The sequence below is a fragment of the Affinibrenneria salicis genome, assembly GCF_008710095.1.
On the sequence record NZ_VYKJ01000001.1, the window covers coordinates 1 to 18,104 of the forward strand.

Consider the following 18,104-nt stretch of genomic DNA (forward strand, 5'->3'; position numbering starts at 1 on the left):
ACCGGACAGTGCGCTATGACTGGCTGGGACAATATCTATTTTCATCACTGGATGAATTACAGCAGTATGCAACGGAATGGCAGTGGTTTTATAATCACGAAAGGCCCAATATGGCACTGGGTGGATACACACCAAAGCAGCATATATTACGTGCTGCGTAAACTCTACTTATGACCTCCGCTAAAAATGGAAGGATTACCCTGCAGGCAAACCCGAAGTTCAGCGTGATTTATCAGCCAGTTTACTCGCCGTGGGTGAACCATGTTGAGCGATTATGGCAGGCGCTTCACGACACGGTAACCCGCAACCACCAGTGCCGTTCAATGTGGCAGTTGCTGAGAAAGGTTCATCGCTTTATGGAAACCGTCAGTCCATTCCCCGGCGGGAAACATGGACTGGCAAAAGTGTAGCGGTATTCAGCGCAGCTATTTAGAATTTTATCAGCTTAGGTTCTGGGGTTTTAGATGGCGACTTTCAGTCGTAGTAGTTTTCCGTTAGGAAAACTTAGTTTTTCTTGGAGCATTCCCCCCCCTCCCCCCATGCGAAAATAAAAATCGCTAAAGAGATAGAGAAAGGAAAAAAGAATGCTCATTGCGCTTTGATTACTCAAAAAGTATTCAAACCGTTTCCAGTCTGATACTCCCCCCCGCGACCCGCGCAAACCTTACCATGATCTTTTAAGCGCTTCTCGTTTTACTAAAGAAGCTATAACGCTTTATAAATTTTAGGTAAGGCGATTCAGGCTGACAACATCGCTCCCGGTTAACCGCTGTCTACAATAACTCGATCTTCACCATCACTTGAGGGACCTTCGTATGATCGCACCTGATACAATAGGTTTTAACGTTATTGTTTTTGAGAACTAAAAAGGATTCTGAAAATGGTATTTAAAAGACTTGTAAAAAGCTAAGGTTTAGATTTGACAAATATGAAAAGATTATTTAATACTTTATTATATTTGTAATCACGTTATTCCTCTAACTGATTACAAGACTTAAAAAAGTCAGCGAAAACTTTTTTAGTCCTTAAAAAGTCAGATTTAATATCTGGCTTTTTTTGTATCTTTACTTTTTATAGATCTTATATTTTAATAGTCAATAGGAAGAGAGGAAATATTTCACAAAATCATTATTGATAGCAAACCTAATAAAGGTCAGATATAAATCTGACCTTTTGCTTAAGCTATTAATATTATTCATATAAAATCTCTAAACGCTATAAATCCATTTTGAGCTATTTTATTTTTACATATAACAAATCATAATGGCCTCTGTATGCATGCACATTATATTTATTCTAACCTCTTCAAAATCTATATATCTATGCTGACTTTGATCAATGCTCTTCTTCGTTTTATCAATAATCTCATCGTAAACGGTTTCCATATAGTATTTGTCAGTAAATAGATCGAATACTTCATTAGCAGGCTTCGCGAGTACTTTCTTGGTAAAGCGAGAGTATTCTAACAATGCTGTAAGTTCTGCTGAGTTCTGACTATTACATTTATTTTCTTTTTTCATTTTTGGTTCCTTATTTAATCGTTAAGTAAATATCCCCCTACACTTTCATGTATTATTTAATAGGGATTGTTATATTTTATATTGCTTTTACATACTACCCATATATTATTATGCTGCTGTATTGCGTGATGAATAGATCAGTTGTTCAATCCATTCATCAATCTCACTTTCAATAAAGGCACAGGCTCTTATTCCAATCTTAATCGGCTTAGGAAAATCACCCTTACTAATAAGCCTATAGATCCATGCTTTGCTAAATCCTGTTTTATTCATCACTTCTGGCAAGCGAATAAGTTTTCTTGTTGTCATATATTTCTCCGTTGTTGTTTTGATGAATGTAGTATCTTCAGATCGCTTATGACGTTCAACCCTCGGAAAATCAGAATTGAACTCGAATTGAGTGTTTTTTAAACAAAAACAGATGAAATGGCGGGAGAGCTGTCACTGGGCGGGGTGTAGAGTGATTTAGCAATAAGTGCTATTTATTTTGCTGTTTTAAGGTATTTTATAATTTTCATATTAATCAATTAGTTAATAAATGTCAGTTTAAATTCTGACTTAATTCTTATCTGCTTTAGCCAAGAAAAAGGGCTATGCCCGTTAAGACATAGCCCTTCTTTCATCAGCAGTTATCCTTACCCACGCCGATTAAACGCTCCCTGCACCACACTACTTCCGTTCTCAAGGCTTACCATGTAGTCGGCATACCATTGCAGCATCTCACGTCTGCCGTCGAGGTATTGCGCATGGTTGTAGGTGCCACGGATAGCATTCTTATCAACATGCGCCAGTTGGGTTTCAATCCATGCGGTGTTGTAGCCCTGTTCATGAAGAACGGTGCTCATGGTATGACGGAAGCCGTGACCCGTAACCCGGCCTGTATAGCCAATTCGCTTAAATACCTGATTGATACTGGCTTCGCTCATGGTCTTACTTAGGTCATTGCGTCCCGGAAACAGTAAAGGAAATTGCCCCGTCATTGCTCTGATCTGTTCGATAATGGCTAACGCTTGGGTAGATAGCGGGATGATATGAGGGCGGCGCATTTTCATGCGTTCAGCAGAAATTTCCCATAGCGCTTTCTTGGTATCGATTTCAGACCATAACGCACCGCGCAATTCACCTGTTCTCAGGCCAGTAATGATCAGCAATCTCGCTGCCAGCACCATCAATTCACTGCCAGAGTAGCCAGCAAGGGCTTTAAAGAAAGCAGGAAGCTCTTCAGTGGTCAGGAACGGGTAATGTGTAGACTCATGCCCTTGCATGGCACTGGTGAGATCTGGCGCGGGATTATACTCGGCTCTGCCTGTCACGATGGCATAGCGAAACACTTCGCCGCAGCGTTGACGCACTTTCTTGGCTTTCTCGGTCGCGCCTCGGTCTTCCATCTTTTTCAGCACGTTTAGCAATTCCAGCGGCTTAATGTCTGCAACAGGGCGTTGACCAATGAACGGGAAAACGTCTTTGTTAAAAGCTTCAAGAATGTCAGAGGCATATCCCGCAGACCATTTCTTCACTTTCATGCTGTGCCATTCGAGAGCAATTTGCTGAAAGGTGTTTTTGACTTCTTCAATGTGGGCTTGTTTGCTTTCTTGCTTAAACGCACTCGGATCAACGCCATTAACCAGCAGCTTTTTAGCATCATCTCTTTTGCTTCTGGCATCGGCTAAGGTAATGGTCGGGTAGACGCCAAACACCACACGTTTTTCTTTACCTGCGATACGGTATTTCATGCGCCAGCTTTTGGTGCCGTTCGGGAACACCTCCATATACATGCCACCACCATCCGCCATCTTGTAGGGTTTATCTTTGGGCTTGGCAGTCTCGACCTGTCTGGCATTGAGCTTCATCTGGGGGTATCTCCTTTATACCGAACAGCGAATACCCCCACCGATACCCCCAACTCAGCGTAGATTTCTGTGAACGTGAGTAGACGAGCAGAGACAATAAGGGCCGTGAAACCGCGTATTATAAGGGTTTTAAGGGTGTTTGAGTAGACTTAGGGAGACGTTAAAATAGATAGGATGGTGCCGATAATAGGAGTCGAACCTACGACCTTCGCATTACGAATGCGCTGCTCTACCAACTGAGCTATATCGGCTTTGCTGGGATCGTCTCTGCGGATGAGTGACGATGAACTACGGGGTGACAAACTAGTGAAAACGGGAAGCTAAGTCAAGTCCTGCGCATCCGTCTGCCGATTTTATAAGCACCTTGTTTTAAATAAAGATTCCCGCTGCTGGTTTGCAGTATAACAGGCGGGAATCCTATAACTTTCCGCTTTATAACCCGCCGGTTACGGCCGACAGAGATCGTCGCCGTAGCCAACCCATTTATAAGTGGTCAACGCTTCCAGTCCCATCGGGCCGCGCGCATGTAGTTTTTGCGTGCTGACAGCCACTTCGGCGCCCAGGCCGAACTGGCCGCCGTCAGTGAAGCGGGTGCTGGCGTTAACATAGACCGCCGAGGAGTCCACCTCGCGCACGAAGCGGTCGGCATTGCTCAGCGAGCGGGTCAGAATGGCGTCTGAGTGCTGCGTGCCGTGCCGACGGATATGCTCCACCGCCGCCGCCAGATCGTCGACCAGCACGACGTTGAGGTCGAGTGAGAGCCATTCGTCATCGTAGTCCGCCGCCTGTACCGGCACCACGTTGGCCGGGCCGGCCTGCAGATACGGCAGCGCCTGCGGGCTGGCGTGCAGCGTCACGCCCTTTTGCTGCATGCGCTGGCTGAGCGCCGGCAGGAATTCGGCGGCTATCGCCTGATGCACCAGCAGGGTTTCCACCGTGTTGCAGGTGCTGGGGCGCTGCGTTTTGGCGTTTTCGATAACGTTAAGCGCTTTGTCAAAGTCGATGCTGTCATCGGCGAAGATGTGGCATACGCCGATGCCGCCGGTAATGACCGGGATGGTCGACTGTTCGCGGCACAGTTTGTGTAAGCCGGCGCCGCCGCGCGGGATCAACATATCCACGTAGCGATCAAGTTTGAGCAGTTGGTTGACCAGCGCGCGATCCGGGCTTTCAATCGCCTGCACCGCGGCGGCGGGCAAACCGCAGCGGGCCAGCGCCTGCTGGATGACCTTTACCGTGGCGGCATTGGTGCGGCAGGTTTCTTTACCGCCGCGCAGAATGACCGCGTTGCCGGTTTTCAGGCACAACGAGGCGACATCCACGGTAACGTTAGGACGCGCTTCATAAATCACGCCGACCACGCCGAGCGGCACGCGGCGGCGCGCAAGCTGCAGACCGCTGTCCAGAGTGCGGCCGTCGATCACTTCGCCCACCGGATCGGTCAAGCGGCAAACCTGGCGCACGTCGCCGGCTATCGCCGTCAGGCGCTCAGGGGTGAGCTGCAGGCGGTCAAGCAGCGCATCGCTCATGCCCGCCTCTCTGGCCTGCGTCAGGTCCAGCGCGTTGGCCGCCAGAATGTCGGCGCTTTCCGCTTCCAGCAGATCCGCAATGGCCTGAAGCGCATGATTCTTCTGCGCCGAGCTGAGAGCGGCGAGCTGCCAGGATGCCTGTTTCGCCGCTTTACCCATCTGTTCCAGCATATGCGTTCCTTAATTAATAATCATATCGTCACGATGGACGGCCACCGGACCGTATTCATAGCCGAGGATGTCGGCGATCTGCTGAGAGTGGTGCCCGGCGATCATACGCAGCGCATCGCTGTTGTAGCGCGTGACGGCATGCGCCACGTCGCGGCCGCTCAGGCTGCGCACGCGGATCACTTCGCCGCGCGAGAAGTCGCCGGTGACGGCGCGAATGCCTTTCGGCAGCAGCGAACTGCCGCATTCGACAATCGCCTTCAGCGCGCCGTCGTCCACGGTGATTTCGCCGGCCGGCGGCGCGCCGAAGATCCAGCGTTTGCGATTTTCCAGCGGCGCTTCCAGCGCGTGGAAGCGCGTCCCGACCGAGACATCCGCCACCACGTCCGCAATCACGCCCGGCCGGCTGCCGGCGGCAATCACCACATCAATGCCGGCGCGGCAGGCCACGTCCGCCGCCTGCAGTTTGGTCGACATGCCGCCGGTGCCGAGACCGGAGACGCTGTCGCCCGCCACGCTGCGCAGCGCATCGCTGATGCTGCTGACTTCGCGGATCAGCTCCGCATCCGGATTGCTGCGCGGGTCGGCGGTGTACAGCCCGGCCTGGTCGGTCAACAGCAGCAGTTTATCGGCGCCGGCGAGAATGGCGGCCAGCGCCGACAGGTTATCGTTGTCGCCGACTTTAATTTCCGCCGTGGCGACAGCGTCGTTTTCATTAATGACCGGCACAATGCGGCTATCCAGCAACGCGTGCAGCGTGTCGCGCGCGTTGAGAAAGCGTTCGCGGTCTTCCAGATCGGCGCGCGTCAGCAACATCTGGCCGATATGGATGCCATAAATGGAAAACATCTGCTCCCACAGCTGAATGAGGCGGCTCTGCCCCACAGCCGCCAGCAGTTGTTTCGAGGCGATCGTCGCCGGGAGTTCCGGATAGTCGAGATGTTCACGTCCGGCGGCAATCGCCCCGGAAGTCACTATCACAATGCGGTGCCCCGCCGCGTGCTGCTGCGCGCACTGACGCACCAGCTCCACAATATGCGCGCGGTTCAGGCGGCGCGAACCGCCCGTCAATACGCTGGTGCCCAGTTTCACAACCAGGGTCTGGCTGCCACTCATAATTTTTCTGCCGTTGGTGTTAATCAAAAAAGAATTTATACAGGGTGTCGTAACCGGAGACGGGCGCTATCCCCGTCACTGTTCAGGCGGCGGACGCGCCGGCACGCCGCCTTCCGCAGACCGCCGGATCGATCAATGCGAGGAGGATGGCGCCTGCTCCGTCAGAGTATACGCGGGATCCATTTTGTTCAGTAGTGCTTCCAGCCGTTCGTGAAAGCTCAGGCGGGCGGCTTCCACTTTTTCCCGCACCGCGGCGTCTTTGATTTTCTCTTCGCGCCAGTCGCCGGCCTTATCGTACAGACCGAAATGATACGAGCCGGTTGCCTGCTGATCTTCGATACGCAGTTCCAGCCACCAGCCCCAAAACTCGCGTTTTTCCGGCGCCGGCTTAACGTTGACGCAGACCGCCAGACAATCAAAAAAGAAATAATTGCTTTCGCACTGCCCTTCGCGCAGGTAGGGCCCTAAGGCGGCAAAACTCTTTATCAACCTGATCTTAGGGTGTCCATTTGCTAACATCATTCACTCAATCTCCACAAGGTAAATACTATTTCTGGCAAACCAGGGGGATTTGTCAATAAATCAGGCCAATTTAACCTGTAGCCAGCGGCTGATTTTCTGCAGCGCCTGCTGGAATCCCTGGTACAACGGCGGGGCATTCACCTGTAGCATCTCGCCCTGAGCGGAAGAGCTGGCGATAAGGCAAGACTCCTCTTTCGGGCTGAGCACGTCGTTTTCCCAGTAGCCGGTCATCATCGGCGTCGAACAACGCCGGCCCAGCAGGCCCTGGGTCTTTAACGAATAGCAGCCCAGCTCGGTTTTCAGCACGGCGTCCGCCGAATCCGGCATGCCCAGCCGGCTGGCCAGCACATCCATATACATGTCCGGCACCTGCTGCTGACGCTGCGCGTCGCTCAGCAGATGATGCACCACCGGCCCCACGCAGGCCACGGCCCGCAGACGCGGCGCTTCCAGATAGGCCAGCCGCACCGCGATATTGGCGCCGAAGCGGAAACCGAATGCGGCCACGCGCAAATGATCGACCCAGGGAATATCAGGCAGCGCTTTGAGTACCTGCTGATGCAGGTAGCTGGAATCCTGGCTTAGCTTCCAGCGGGAAGAGAAGCCGACCGAAGGTACATCGATAGTCAGCATGGCGATGCCCGCCGGCGCCAGATAATCGTGGAAAAAGCGGTTGTAGTCGCTTTGCAGCATGTCCAGGCTGCCGCAGATCAGAACGGTCGGATACGGCCCGCCTTCGTCGTCGCCCGGCAGATGCAGAAAACCGGTCAGCGACGCGCCGTCGACAGGAAAAGTCAATATTTTCAGTTCATAGGAAAGGTAGTTAGCCGCTTCTTCGTATGCGCGGTTGGCCAGCGTCTGCGCCTGCTCTGCCAGCTCATCCCCTTTCAGGTGAGGATAAGCGGCGATGCTATACAGATTAGCCGCCCTGAGCCAGCACTGCCCGGCGTCTTCCGACTCCGGCAAATCTGTCGCTCGCTGCTGCCACTGCATGCCCTGCTTAACCCACTCATAAATCCAGTTCCCGCTGCGGTAGCCCACCACGGTATCCAGCAAATGGCTGTCGCTGCGCTCCGCCTGGCTGATGGCGATACGCGCCAGCACCTCTTCGATCTCCAACGGGCTGACCCCGCGCCAGATCCACATCAGCCGGTTGATCATGCGATACCAACTGTGGACCGTTTTCCCTTCCAGCGCCGAGTGCATACCGCCGTCGGGCTGTAAAGAGCGCGCACGCCTGACCAGCGTCGATGTTTCCTGGTGTTTGAACGAGGGTTTAAACAGAGTTTCGCTCAGATTGGCTCGAGCCACTGCGGCCTCCATTAATCATCGCCCGACAAGGGCGGAGCATAGCAAGACACAGAGTGTACCTAACTATTCGGACGGAAAACAAACCGGGATCTCGCTGAGGCGAATAAAACAAACGCCCGGCGAACAAAACGGGCGTTGACGCGGGTCATCGGGCAGACCGAAAACGTGATGCGCGCCGCAGTTGTCCGGCCATCGGGAGGCGTCAGGCCGGGGTCGCATCGGGCGCCGGACGAATCTGACGCCCCGTCGTTTGGGTTTATCCAGTCCGCCCGGATCCGCTCGCCGTCATCATCCCGCACGCGACGGGGACGGATATCGTTAGCGACAGCGTGCCAGCGGCGCGCTTATCGATTGGCCAGCGGCGGCACAAACGCCACGCCCATATCCCAGGGCTGCTCGATCCAGGTATTTTGCGGAATATCGATGATATAGTCGTCGACCAGCGGCCGGCCGGCGGGCTTGGCGAAGATAGTCACAAAATGCGCCTTCGGGTACATATCGCGGATGGCTTTGGCGGTGCCGCCGGTATCGACCAGATCGTCCACCACGATGAACCCTTCGCCGTCTCCCTCAGCGCGTTTCAGAACTTTCATTGCCCGCTGATTATCATGGTCGTAACTGGAAATGCACACGGTATCCACGTGGCGAATGCCCAGCTCACGCGCCAGCAAAGCGGCCGGCACCAGCCCGCCGCGGCTGACTGCGATAATGCCCTGCCATTGTTCAGACGGCAGTAAACGCTGCGCCAGCTTACGCGCGTGAATTTGCAACATATCCCAGGTAACGACGTATTTTTCACTCATAAATAATATCCCGGCCAAATGGAAGTGGCTTAATCAGAGTCTGAGGGGGAAAAAGGTTGCGCGAGATTATAGATTTACAGGGGCATAAAAACCAGCGTTGATGCGAACAATCGCTCGCTTTCAACCGGCGGCGCGCCGTTTCGGCTGCGCCGCCGGTTCATTGACGCGCGGACGCCGATCGACACCGCGCGTTCCCGGCGGACAGTCCGGCTACTCGCCCTGCGACAGCCGGATCGATTTATGCGTACTGGCCCGCACCGCCTGCATAACCGCCGCGCGAAATCCCTTATCCTCCAGCACGCCGACGCCTTCGATAGTGGTGCCGCCGGGCGAGCAGACATTGTCCTTCAGTTCCCCCGGATGCAGCCCCGTTTCCAGCACCATTTTAGCCGAGCCCAACACCGTCTGCGCCGCGAACTGATAGGCCTGTTTGCGCGGCAGGCCGCCGGCCACCGCCGCATCGGCCATCGCTTCGATCAGCATAAACACAAAGGCCGGCGCCGAGCCGCTCACGCCGGTAACGGCATGAATCTGGTACTCCGGCACGCGCTCGTAGCGGCCGATGCTGCTAAACAGGCGGGCCACCTGAGAAAATTCGTCCGGCGTGACGTGCTGATTGGGCGTCAGCGAACAGATCGCCTCCCGCACCAGCGCCGGCGTATTCGGCATCACGCGCACCACTTTTTTATCCGGCCCCACCACCGCGCTGATAGCGTCGAGCGTAATGCCCGCCGCAATAGAGATCAGTATCTGCCGCGGTTTGAGCACCCCGGCGATCTCGCCCAGCGATGTGCGGATCACGTCCGGCTTAACCGCCAGAAAAATGATATCGCACTGCTGCGCCAGCTGCGCCGAGCCGTCGGCGGTCAGAACGCCATGCTGACGCGCCAGCTCGTCGGTGATTTCCGTGCGAATGTCATAGCCGACAATCTGCCGCGCCTTTACTATCTGGCTGGAAAGCAGGCCCAGCAGTATCGCTTTGCCCATATTGCCGCAGCCAATAAAACCTATTTTGTTGGTCATAAACCGTCCCGAATCCACACCACGATAACCGCAATAAATCCGTCCCCGCACTGGCCGCCGCACCGCATTCCCCGGATTACCCCGCCGGGGAGACGTTCATCAGCCGCCGGCAGCCGCAAGGCGAACATCAGACAAACTGGTATTCCCCGTCGCCAATCCGCAGGCTGGAACCCGCCAGCTCAGGATGGTCGGTGCGCAGCTGGATGGCCGACAGCCGGTTCAGCGAACCATGCCGGAAGATAAACCGCTGTCCTTCTTCGCCGATAAGCAGGCGAGCGGGATCCTGCGGATCGCGCGCCAGACCGAACAGCTGCTGCCAGTGCGCCGCCACCGCCTGCGGCTGTTCAACGTCGAACAACGCCGCGGCCATGGTGACCGCGCCGGCCGGATGAGGACGGTCAAGACCGCGCTGCCGCAGCAGTTTCAGACGCTCTTCGTCAGGATTGCCCCACTGGATAATGAATGGATAAGCCACGCCCTGGTAGCTGCCGTCAATGGTGAAAATGCGCCACTCGATTAAGTTGCCCTGCGCGTCATGACGCTTGCCGTCAAGAATCGGCGAAAGCGACAGACCCTGACGCGCCAGCGTCGCGTGGGTCGCATCGATATCGGCGCTGCGCAGCGCCACCCGATTGAGCACCTGATGCGCCGGCAGCAGTTTGAGCGCATCGCGCGACAGTAGAAATGAATCCTGCACCTCGGCCAGTTTATCCGCATCGTAAATGCTGAGAAACTCAATATAGGTCAGGCCAAAGTAGCTCAGCGCATTATGCGTGCCCCAGTCCGGATGCACTCCGCCGCGCACCGCCAGCAGTTGATGGCCGGTAAACGCCGTAATGGCCTCGTCCGGGTTATTTACATAATGCACCGCATGATCCCACAATAAATTTGCCATATCTGTTCCTGTGTTTGATTTAATTCGTTTTTATGTCCGCCATAATATGCCATACGGCGGCTGCGTGGCCGCGCCCGATTATCCAGCCCCTTCCCGGCCGTTCCCTGAAGGCGACGCTGCTGGCTATCGTCGCCAGTCGGATTTTCGCCCGCCCCCGTCAGGGTATCGGCTCGTTCGCCTGCCGCTTTGCCGCCCCGGTTTATTCAGGATATATCCCTTCCTGCTTCAGGCTGCAGGTGGGTTGGTTTGGTTATTCGCGCCCTTCATCGGGTTCGCCCTTGCAGAGCCGCCGCCAGCGGCGCTCAACCCCTGTAGAAAAATTTGTATTTAACATCAATCAGTTAATACTGAAGACGTCGGGGGTTAATGAGCGACATTCCGCCTCTCATCGAAGCTCAGCCATTGGCTAAACCAATTCGTCGCCGACGAATTGGTCGCGGCGTCACCGTCTGCCTGCCACTTGAATTAGGTTGGGTATCGCGCGATCCATCCCAGCATTAGAAATTCAATTACCCCGATTTCTTAATGCTTTTTTTAGCTTAACTTAGCTAAAAAAATCACTAATAAAACCCCCTGTTGTATATTCTAATTCGCTGATGTCATAGAACAAATTAACATTTCCATCACGATAATATCTGCCTTTAACTTCGTTGTTGTCCGAACCTTTTTCTTTTTTAAACAGGGAACGCTATGAATATCACCCGCAGACGTTTGCTTATTTCCTCCAGCGCGCTGGCCGCCTCGCTGCCGTTTAGTTCATTTCTGTCGGCGGCGACGACCGCTAAAGGCGGCGGCGCGGCCGGCGCGCCGGTTCAGGGCGGTACGCTGAGCGTCCATATCGCGGCCGAGCAGCGTATCCTCAACCCGGCGCTGCGCGCCTCCACCGGCGTCTATATCGTCACCAGTAAAATCATTGAGTCGCTGGTGGATCTGGACGCGCAGGGAAATATCGTTCCACAGCTGGCCACCGAATGGCACACCACGCCGGACGGTAAAACCATTACATTCAAACTGCGCGAACAGGTGAAATGGCACGACGGTCAGCCGTTTACCGCCAGAGACGTACAATATAACGCGCTGGAGCTGTGGAAAAAGCAGTTGAATTACAGTACGGCGCTACAGCAGCATCTGGAGAGCGTCGATACGCCGGACGACCATACCGCCGTGTTCCACTACTCGCGTCCGATGCCCATCGAACTGCTGCTGCGCGCGCTGGCCGATCTGGGCTACGTGGTGCCGCGCCACGTTTATGAAAATAGCAACGTGCTGGAAAATCCGGCCAATACCGCGCCCATCGGTACCGGCCCGTTCAAATTCGTTCAGTATGAACGCGGTCAGTACATTATCGCCACCCGCAACCCGGACTACTGGCGTAAGGATCAGCCCTATATTGAGCGCATCCTGTGGCGCATCATCACCGATAAATCCGCCGCCACCGCGGCGCTGGAAACCGGCCAGTTGCAGCTCAGCGCTTACTCGCAGATCTCGCTGGCCGATCTGGATCGGCTGAAAAACCACCCCGATTTCGAGGTCACGTCAAAAGGCTCGGAAGCCAACGTGTTTAATAACACGCTGGAGTTCAACTTCCGCCGTAAAGAGATTGCCGACGTGCGCGTCAGGCGTGCGATCGCGCACGCCATCGATATTCCATTCTTTATTGAAAACTTTCTCTACGGCCAGGGTAAACCGGCAACCGGCATCATCCCGTCGATCTCCAGCAAATTCTACCCGGCCGACAGTAAGCAGCCCTACCCGTTCGACCGGCAGAAAGCGGAAGCCCTGCTGGACGAGGCCGGCTACCGCCGCGCGTCCAACGGCCAGCGCTTTAAGCTGAAGCTGGTGCCGATCACCAACGGCGAGGACGTCACGCTGTTCGCCACCTTTATTCAGCAATCGCTGGCGGAGATCGGCATCGGGGTTGAGATCACCAACTACGATTACGCCGGCTCGCTGTCCGCCGTCTACAAAGAACACAATTTCGATATCGCCACCGGCTGGCACCAATACCGCGGCGATCCGGCGGTGTCGACCACCGTCTGGCTGCGTTCCGGCAGTCCGGCCGGCGCGCCCTGGACCAATCAGTACGGCTGGCAGTCCGATACCATCGATAAACTGATCGACGACGCGGCGTCGGAAATCGATCCGCAAAAACGCCGGGCGCTGTACGCCCAACTGGTGCAGGAAGCCAACGAGCAATTCCCGGTCTGGTTCGCGATTGAGCGTCAGTTCTACAGCGTGGTGAACAAAAAACTGAAAAACGCGCTCAACAACGCCCGCTGGCCGTCCAGCAGCTGGCACGACGCCTGGCTGGAGGGCTAAGCGCCATGAGATTGCTGGTGCTCAGCGCACGGCGTCTGGCCGCGGCCGTTCCGGCGCTGCTGATTATTCTGGTCGGGCTCTTTTTGCTGTTGCAGTTCGCACCGGGCGATACCGTCGATGCGCTGGTGGCGCAGATGGGCGGCGGCGACCCGACCATGATCGAAGAACTGCGCCGCTACTATGCGCTCGATCAGTCCACGGCCGTACGGCTGGGCGACTACCTGTGGCGCCTGGTCCATCTCGATCTGGGCCAGTCCGCCATTTACGGCAAACCGGTGGCGGAGGTGATCCTGGAGCGCCTGCCGGTCACGCTGTTGCTGATGGGCTCCTCGCTGGCGCTGGCCGTCGCGGCGGGTATGGCGCTGGGGATCATCGCCGCGCGCCGGGTTAACCGCTGGCCGGATACGTTGATTTCGCTGCTCGGGCTGATTTTTTATTCCACGCCGTCCTTCTGGTTCGGTCTGATGGGGATCTTTCTGTTTTCCATCTATCTAGACTGGCTGCCCTCCGGCGGGTTCGAGACCCTCGCCAGCGGCCTGAGCGGCTGGGCGCGCTGGCTGGATATCGCCCATCATCTGGTGCTGCCGACCCTGACGCTGACGCTGATCTTTCTCGCCATTTATTTACGCATCATGCGCGCTTCGATGCTTGAAGTGGCCACGCTCGATTTTGTGCGCACCGCGCGGGCCAAAGGGCTGGGCGAAACCCGCATCGTGGTGCGGCATATCCTGCGCAATGCGCTGCTGCCGCTGGTGACGCTGATTGGCCTGCAGGCCGGCACCATGCTGGGCGGCTCGGTGGTGGTGGAAAGCGTATTCGCCCTGCCGGGTCTGGGCCGCCTTGCCTATGAATCCGTGATGCAGCGCGATCTCAATACGCTGCTCGGCGTGGTGTTCGTCTCCGCCCTGCTGGTTATTGCGATTAACTTTCTGGTCGACCTGCTGTACGCAAGGCTGGACCCGCGCATTTCAGGTGAACAGTAATGAGACAGTTTTTAACGCGTTACGCACGCAGTCCGACCGCGCTATTCGGTCTGATTTTGCTGCTGCTGGCGATCGGCATGGCGCTGACCGCCGATCTGTTTTTTCCCGAGAATCCGCTGCGCCTGGCCGGACGGCCGCTGCAGTGGCCGCTGCAGAATCCCCGTTTTCTGCTGGGCACCGATCAGACCGGACGCGATATCGCCGCGCAGATTTTTCACGGCGCGCGAATTTCGCTGACCATCGGACTGGTCGCTACGGTGATCGCCGTCGCCATCGGCATTGTGGTCGGCGCGCTGGCGGGATTTTACGGCGGAATCATCGACGATATCCTGATGCGGGTGACCGAAGCGTTCCAGATCCTGCCGAATTTCCTGCTGTTGCTGGTGCTGGTGGCGGTATTCGGTTCAACGCTGCCCACCGTGATTGTCGCGATAGGCATCGTCTCCTGGCCGCCCGCCGCCCGTCTGACGCGCGCGGAGTTTATGTCGCTGCGCAATCGGGAATTTATCCAGGCCGTGCGCTCGTTGGGCATGCGCGATATGCCGATCGTGTTTCGTGAGATCCTGCCCAATGCGCTGCCGCCGATCGTGGTCTACGCCAGCGTGATTATGGCGATCGCCATCCTGCTGGAAAGCGCGCTGGCGTTTCTCAATCTTTCCGATCCCAATGTGCCGTCATGGGGCAATCTGATTGGCGCCGGGCGCAGCGTACTGCGCCAGGAGTGGTACGTATCGGCCATTCCGGGCCTCGCCATTTTACTTACCGTGTTATCCGTCTCTCTGGTCGGCCAGGGACTGAACGATGCGCTCAACCCGAGGCTGAAAAACCGATGAATCCGCTGTTATCGATCAACAATCTGAGCGTCGCCCTGCCGGAGGACGCCGATCGCCCGTGGGCGTTGCGCCACGTCTCGCTCGAGCTGTTCCCGAACGAGATCCTGTGCGTGGTGGGAGAAAGCGGTTCGGGCAAATCGATGACCGCCAGCGCCATTATGGGGCTGCTGCCCGAACGGGTGCGGCCGAAGGAAGGCAGTATCGCGTTTGACGGACGCGATCTGCTGTCGCTGGACGAGAACGAACTGCGCCAGATACGCGGGGCGCGCATCGGCATGATTTTTCAGGAGCCGATGACCGCGCTCAATCCGCTGCATACCGTCGGCGATCAGGTGGCGGAAATGTTTTACACCCACCGACCGGAACTGTCGCGGCGCGACGTCATGGCCCGGGTGCAACGGCTGCTGGCCGACGTCCAGATACCGGAACCGCAGGCGACCGCCCGCGCCTACCCGCACCAGCTTTCCGGCGGCCAGCGCCAGCGCGTGATGATCGCGATGGCGCTGGCGCTGGAGCCTTTGGTGCTGATCGCCGACGAGCCGACCACCGCGCTGGACGTCACCACCCAGGCCCAGATCCTGCAGCTGATCCGCCAGCTGCAGCAGCGACGCGGCACATCGGTGCTGTTTATCACCCACGATTTCGGCGTGGTGGCGGAAATCGCCGATCGGGTGGCGGTGATGCAGCACGGCCAGTTGGTGGAACAGGGACCGGCCAGCCGCGTGCTCTACAGCCCGCTGCACGAGTATACCCGCTCGCTGATTGCCGCCGTACCGTCGCTGCATCCGGCGGTGGCGCGCACGGCGGAGAATAACGCGCCGATCCTGACGCTAAAACACCTCAATAAGACCTTTCGCCAGTCCGGCTGGCTTAACCGGCACCGACGCGTAACCCCGGCCGTGCAGGACGTCAGTCTGGAACTGCCGCAGGGCAGCACGCTGGGCATCGTGGGCGAGAGCGGTTCGGGCAAGTCGACGCTCGCACGCTGTATCGTCCGATTATATCGGCCGGACAGCGGCGAAATCCTGTTTTCCGGCCGCGATCTGACCCGGCTGAAACCGCAGGAGCTGAGGGAACAAAGCCGCTATATCCAGATGGTGTTTCAGGATCCCTTCGCCTCGCTGAATCCGCGCCAGAAGGTGGGGGAAATCGTCGCCAAAGGGCTGCTGGTCCACGGCACGCCGCGTGCGGAGGCGCTGGAAAAAGTGAAAGCGATCTTCGCGCTGGTCGGGCTGGACGCCGGCGCCATCCAGCGTTATCCGCACGAGTTTTCCGGCGGCCAGCGCCAGCGCATCGGCCTGGCGCGGGCGCTGGCGATGGAGCCGCACATTCTGGTCGCCGACGAACCGGTATCGGCGCTGGACGTCTCGGTGCAGGCGCAGGTGCTGGCGCTGCTGGCCGATCTGCGCGCGCGGCTCGGGCTGTCGTTGATCTTTATCACCCACGATCTGCGCGTCGCCGCGCAAATTTGCGATCGCATTATCGTCATGCAGGGCGGACGCATCGTCGAGCAGGGATTGACCCGCGAGGTGTTCCGCCATCCGCAGCATGACTATACCCGCCAGTTGCTCAGCGCCATCCCCGGCCGAGAATGGCAGTCCCCCGCGGCCTGAGACGCCTGTTTTGCGTCGCGGCCTGCCCGTCGGCGAACGGAAGTGATATTCTGTACTTATCGCGCCACCCTGCGTGGCGGATATTCACTTCGACCGGCGCGCCTACGCTGCAACGTGCCAGAAATTTGCCGCAACAGGAGACTTTATAGTGTCTGAATTGTCCCAGCTTTCACCACAGCCGCTGTGGGATATTTTCGCCAGGATCTGCGCCATTCCCCACCCGTCGTTCCATGAGGACGCCTTAGCCAGCCATATCATGGCGTGGGCGGGAGAAAAAAACCTGTATGCCGAACGCGATCGGGCGGGCAATATCCTGCTACGGAAACCCGCCACCGCCGGACTGGAGCACCTGAAGCCGGTGGTGCTGCAGGCCCATCTCGATATGGTGCCGCAAAAAAACAACGATTCCGAACACGACTTCACCCGCGATCCGATTCAGCCGTGGATCGACGGCGAATGGGTTAAAGCGCGAGGCACCACGTTGGGCGCGGATAACGGCATCGGCATGGCTTCCGCGCTGGCGGTGCTGGCCGATGAGCGCGTCGAACACGGCCCGCTCGAAGTGTTGCTGACCATGACGGAAGAAGCCGGGATGGACGGCGCCTTCGCGCTACAGCCGGGCTGGCTGCAGGGCGAGATACTGATTAACACCGATTCCGAAGAAGAGGGCGAAGTCTACATGGGGTGCGCCGGCGGTATCGACGTGATCACCTCACTGCCGCTGCAGCGCGAGCCGCTGCCCGCCGGCTATCAGGTTTTCAAACTGACGCTGAAAGGCCTGAAGGGCGGTCACTCCGGCGCGGAAATTCATTTGGGGCTGGGCAACGCCAACAAGTTACTGGCCCGCTTCCTGTTCGCCCAGGCCGACAGTCTGGACCTGCGCCTGATCGATCTGCACGGCGGCACGCTGCGCAACGCCATCCCGCGCGAGGCCTTCGCCACGCTGGCGCTGCCGATCGCCAACGCCGGGCAGCTTAAAACGCGCAGCCAGGCGTATCTGGCGGTGCTGAGCAACGAGCTGGCCGCGCGGGAAAAAAATCTGGCCTTCACGCTGGAAGAGTTCGGCAGCCAGACGCAACCGCTGACGGCGAGCAGCCGCAACCGCCTGCTGGCGCTGCTTAACGCCACGCCCAACGGCGTGATTCGGATGAGCGACGAAGTGAAAGGCGTGGTGGAAACCTCGCTGAATCTCGGCGTAGTGACCATGAGCGACAGCCACGCGGAAGCCATCTGCCTGATCCGCTCGCTGATCGACAGCGGCAAGGAATACGTGGTCGACATGCTGACCGCCGTCGGCCAGTTGGCCGGCGCCGAAGTCAGGCCCAAAGGCGGTTATCCCGGCTGGCAGCCGGATGCCCATTCACCGATCATGCAGGTGGTGCGGGAAACCTACCAGAAACTGTTCGGCAAAACGCCGAATATTCAGGTGATCCACGCCGGACTGGAGTGCGGGCTGTTTAAGAAACCCTATCCCGAAATGGATATGGTATCGATCGGGCCGACCATTACCGGGCCGCATTCACCGGATGAGCAGGTGCATATCGCCAGCGTCGGCCACTACTGGCAGTTGCTGACCGCGCTGCTCAAGGCTATCCCGCCGCGCGCCTGATTCCGGCCGG

General features: G+C 57.0%; 16 protein-coding genes, 1 tRNA gene and 1 pseudogene. 7 read left to right on the forward strand and 11 right to left on the reverse strand.

From position 1 onward, the window contains the following. On the forward strand, window positions 1-161 hold a 161-nt coding region (locus FJU30_RS00005), incomplete at its 5' end, for an integrase core domain-containing protein (RefSeq protein ID WP_150433409.1). A gap of 39 nt (window positions 162-200) precedes the next feature. Continuing rightward, window positions 201-410, forward strand: a pseudogene (locus FJU30_RS00010) (IS630 family transposase); the annotation flags it as partial. Between the two features lie 834 nt (window positions 411-1,244). Here FJU30_RS00010 and FJU30_RS00015 read toward each other — a convergent pair. From FJU30_RS00015 to FJU30_RS00065, 11 genes are all read right to left on the reverse strand, one after another. Then, complete coding sequence (locus FJU30_RS00015; RefSeq protein WP_097514318.1) at window positions 1,245-1,520, reverse strand: hypothetical protein; 276 nt, start codon at window positions 1,518-1,520, stop codon at window positions 1,245-1,247. A gap of 108 nt (window positions 1,521-1,628) precedes the next feature. After that, the gene (locus FJU30_RS00020) at window positions 1,629-1,829 is read right to left on the reverse strand and encodes a helix-turn-helix transcriptional regulator (protein WP_097514319.1); all 201 of its coding nucleotides are present in this window, start codon (window positions 1,827-1,829) and stop codon (window positions 1,629-1,631) included. A gap of 326 nt (window positions 1,830-2,155) precedes the next feature. Beyond that, a complete protein-coding gene (locus FJU30_RS00025; RefSeq protein WP_150433410.1) occupies window positions 2,156-3,370 on the reverse strand; it encodes a tyrosine-type recombinase/integrase in 1,215 nt (404 codons plus the stop codon). A gap of 175 nt (window positions 3,371-3,545) precedes the next feature. Further along, window positions 3,546-3,621: transfer RNA gene (locus FJU30_RS00030), tRNA-Thr, on the reverse strand. A 195-nt stretch (window positions 3,622-3,816) separates the two neighbouring features. Next, window positions 3,817-5,070, reverse strand: coding sequence for a glutamate-5-semialdehyde dehydrogenase (gene proA / locus FJU30_RS00035; RefSeq protein WP_150433411.1), 1,254 nt, complete (start codon window positions 5,068-5,070; stop codon window positions 3,817-3,819). Between the two features lie 9 nt (window positions 5,071-5,079). Next, the gene (gene proB / locus FJU30_RS00040; RefSeq protein ID WP_150433412.1) at window positions 5,080-6,183 is read right to left on the reverse strand and encodes a glutamate 5-kinase; all 1,104 of its coding nucleotides are present in this window, start codon (window positions 6,181-6,183) and stop codon (window positions 5,080-5,082) included. 132 nt (window positions 6,184-6,315) lie between these two features. Then, the gene (gene crl, locus FJU30_RS00045) at window positions 6,316-6,705 is read right to left on the reverse strand and encodes a sigma factor-binding protein Crl (RefSeq protein ID WP_150433413.1); all 390 of its coding nucleotides are present in this window, start codon (window positions 6,703-6,705) and stop codon (window positions 6,316-6,318) included. Between the two features lie 60 nt (window positions 6,706-6,765). After that, the gene (gene frsA / locus FJU30_RS00050; protein ID WP_150433414.1) at window positions 6,766-8,016 is read right to left on the reverse strand and encodes an esterase FrsA; all 1,251 of its coding nucleotides are present in this window, start codon (window positions 8,014-8,016) and stop codon (window positions 6,766-6,768) included. 344 nt (window positions 8,017-8,360) lie between these two features. Then, on the reverse strand, window positions 8,361-8,819 hold the full coding sequence (gene gpt / locus FJU30_RS00055; protein WP_150433415.1) for a xanthine phosphoribosyltransferase: 459 nt from the start codon (window positions 8,817-8,819) through the stop codon (window positions 8,361-8,363). 210 nt (window positions 8,820-9,029) lie between these two features. After that, a complete protein-coding gene (gene proC, locus FJU30_RS00060) occupies window positions 9,030-9,842 on the reverse strand; it encodes a pyrroline-5-carboxylate reductase (RefSeq protein ID WP_150433416.1) in 813 nt (270 codons plus the stop codon). Between the two features lie 127 nt (window positions 9,843-9,969). Beyond that, a complete protein-coding gene (locus FJU30_RS00065) occupies window positions 9,970-10,737 on the reverse strand; it encodes a VOC family protein (protein WP_150433417.1) in 768 nt (255 codons plus the stop codon). A 690-nt stretch (window positions 10,738-11,427) separates the two neighbouring features. Between FJU30_RS00065 and FJU30_RS00070 the strand changes: the two genes are divergently transcribed. The 5 genes from FJU30_RS00070 to pepD all read left to right on the forward strand — a co-directional run bounded on the left by FJU30_RS00070 (window position 11,428) and on the right by pepD (window position 18,094). Further along, window positions 11,428-13,056: an ABC transporter substrate-binding protein gene (locus FJU30_RS00070; RefSeq protein WP_150433418.1), complete on the forward strand. Its 1,629-nt coding sequence runs from the start codon at window positions 11,428-11,430 to the stop codon at window positions 13,054-13,056. 5 nt (window positions 13,057-13,061) lie between these two features. Continuing rightward, the gene (locus FJU30_RS00075; RefSeq protein ID WP_150433419.1) at window positions 13,062-14,039 is read left to right on the forward strand and encodes an ABC transporter permease; all 978 of its coding nucleotides are present in this window, start codon (window positions 13,062-13,064) and stop codon (window positions 14,037-14,039) included. After that, a complete protein-coding gene (locus FJU30_RS00080; RefSeq protein ID WP_150433420.1) occupies window positions 14,039-14,872 on the forward strand; it encodes an ABC transporter permease in 834 nt (277 codons plus the stop codon). The genes FJU30_RS00075 and FJU30_RS00080 overlap by 1 nt, the downstream gene beginning before the upstream one ends. After that, window positions 14,869-16,485 (forward strand): ABC transporter ATP-binding protein, encoded by a 1,617-nt coding sequence (locus tag FJU30_RS00085; RefSeq protein ID WP_150433421.1) that lies wholly within the window; start codon window positions 14,869-14,871, stop codon window positions 16,483-16,485. The genes FJU30_RS00080 and FJU30_RS00085 overlap by 4 nt, the downstream gene beginning before the upstream one ends. 148 nt (window positions 16,486-16,633) lie before the next feature. Continuing rightward, window positions 16,634-18,094, forward strand: coding sequence for a beta-Ala-His dipeptidase (pepD, locus tag FJU30_RS00090; protein WP_150433422.1), 1,461 nt, complete (start codon window positions 16,634-16,636; stop codon window positions 18,092-18,094). Window positions 18,095-18,104 lie beyond the last annotated feature (10 nt).

Bases quoted from the DNA above. Each gene is read 5' to 3' on its own strand.
- FJU30_RS00015 (WP_097514318.1), bottom strand. From the start codon at position 1,520: ATGAAAAAAGAAAATAAATGTAATAGTCAGAACTCAGCAGAACTTACA.
- FJU30_RS00020 (WP_097514319.1), bottom strand. From the start codon at position 1,829: ATGACAACAAGAAAACTTATTCGCTTGCCAGAAGTGATGAATAAAACA.
- FJU30_RS00025 (WP_150433410.1), bottom strand. From the start codon at position 3,370: ATGAAGCTCAATGCCAGACAGGTCGAGACTGCCAAGCCCAAAGATAAA.
- proA (WP_150433411.1), bottom strand. From the start codon at position 5,070: ATGCTGGAACAGATGGGTAAAGCGGCGAAACAGGCATCCTGGCAGCTC.
- proB (WP_150433412.1), bottom strand. From the start codon at position 6,183: ATGAGTGGCAGCCAGACCCTGGTTGTGAAACTGGGCACCAGCGTATTG.
- crl (WP_150433413.1), bottom strand. From the start codon at position 6,705: ATGATGTTAGCAAATGGACACCCTAAGATCAGGTTGATAAAGAGTTTT.
- gpt (WP_150433415.1), bottom strand. From the start codon at position 8,819: ATGAGTGAAAAATACGTCGTTACCTGGGATATGTTGCAAATTCACGCG.
- proC (WP_150433416.1), bottom strand. From the start codon at position 9,842: ATGACCAACAAAATAGGTTTTATTGGCTGCGGCAATATGGGCAAAGCG.
- FJU30_RS00065 (WP_150433417.1), bottom strand. From the start codon at position 10,737: ATGGCAAATTTATTGTGGGATCATGCGGTGCATTATGTAAATAACCCG.
- FJU30_RS00070 (WP_150433418.1), top strand. From the start codon at position 11,428: ATGAATATCACCCGCAGACGTTTGCTTATTTCCTCCAGCGCGCTGGCC.
- FJU30_RS00075 (WP_150433419.1), top strand. From the start codon at position 13,062: ATGAGATTGCTGGTGCTCAGCGCACGGCGTCTGGCCGCGGCCGTTCCG.
- FJU30_RS00080 (WP_150433420.1), top strand. From the start codon at position 14,039: ATGAGACAGTTTTTAACGCGTTACGCACGCAGTCCGACCGCGCTATTC.
- FJU30_RS00085 (WP_150433421.1), top strand. From the start codon at position 14,869: ATGAATCCGCTGTTATCGATCAACAATCTGAGCGTCGCCCTGCCGGAG.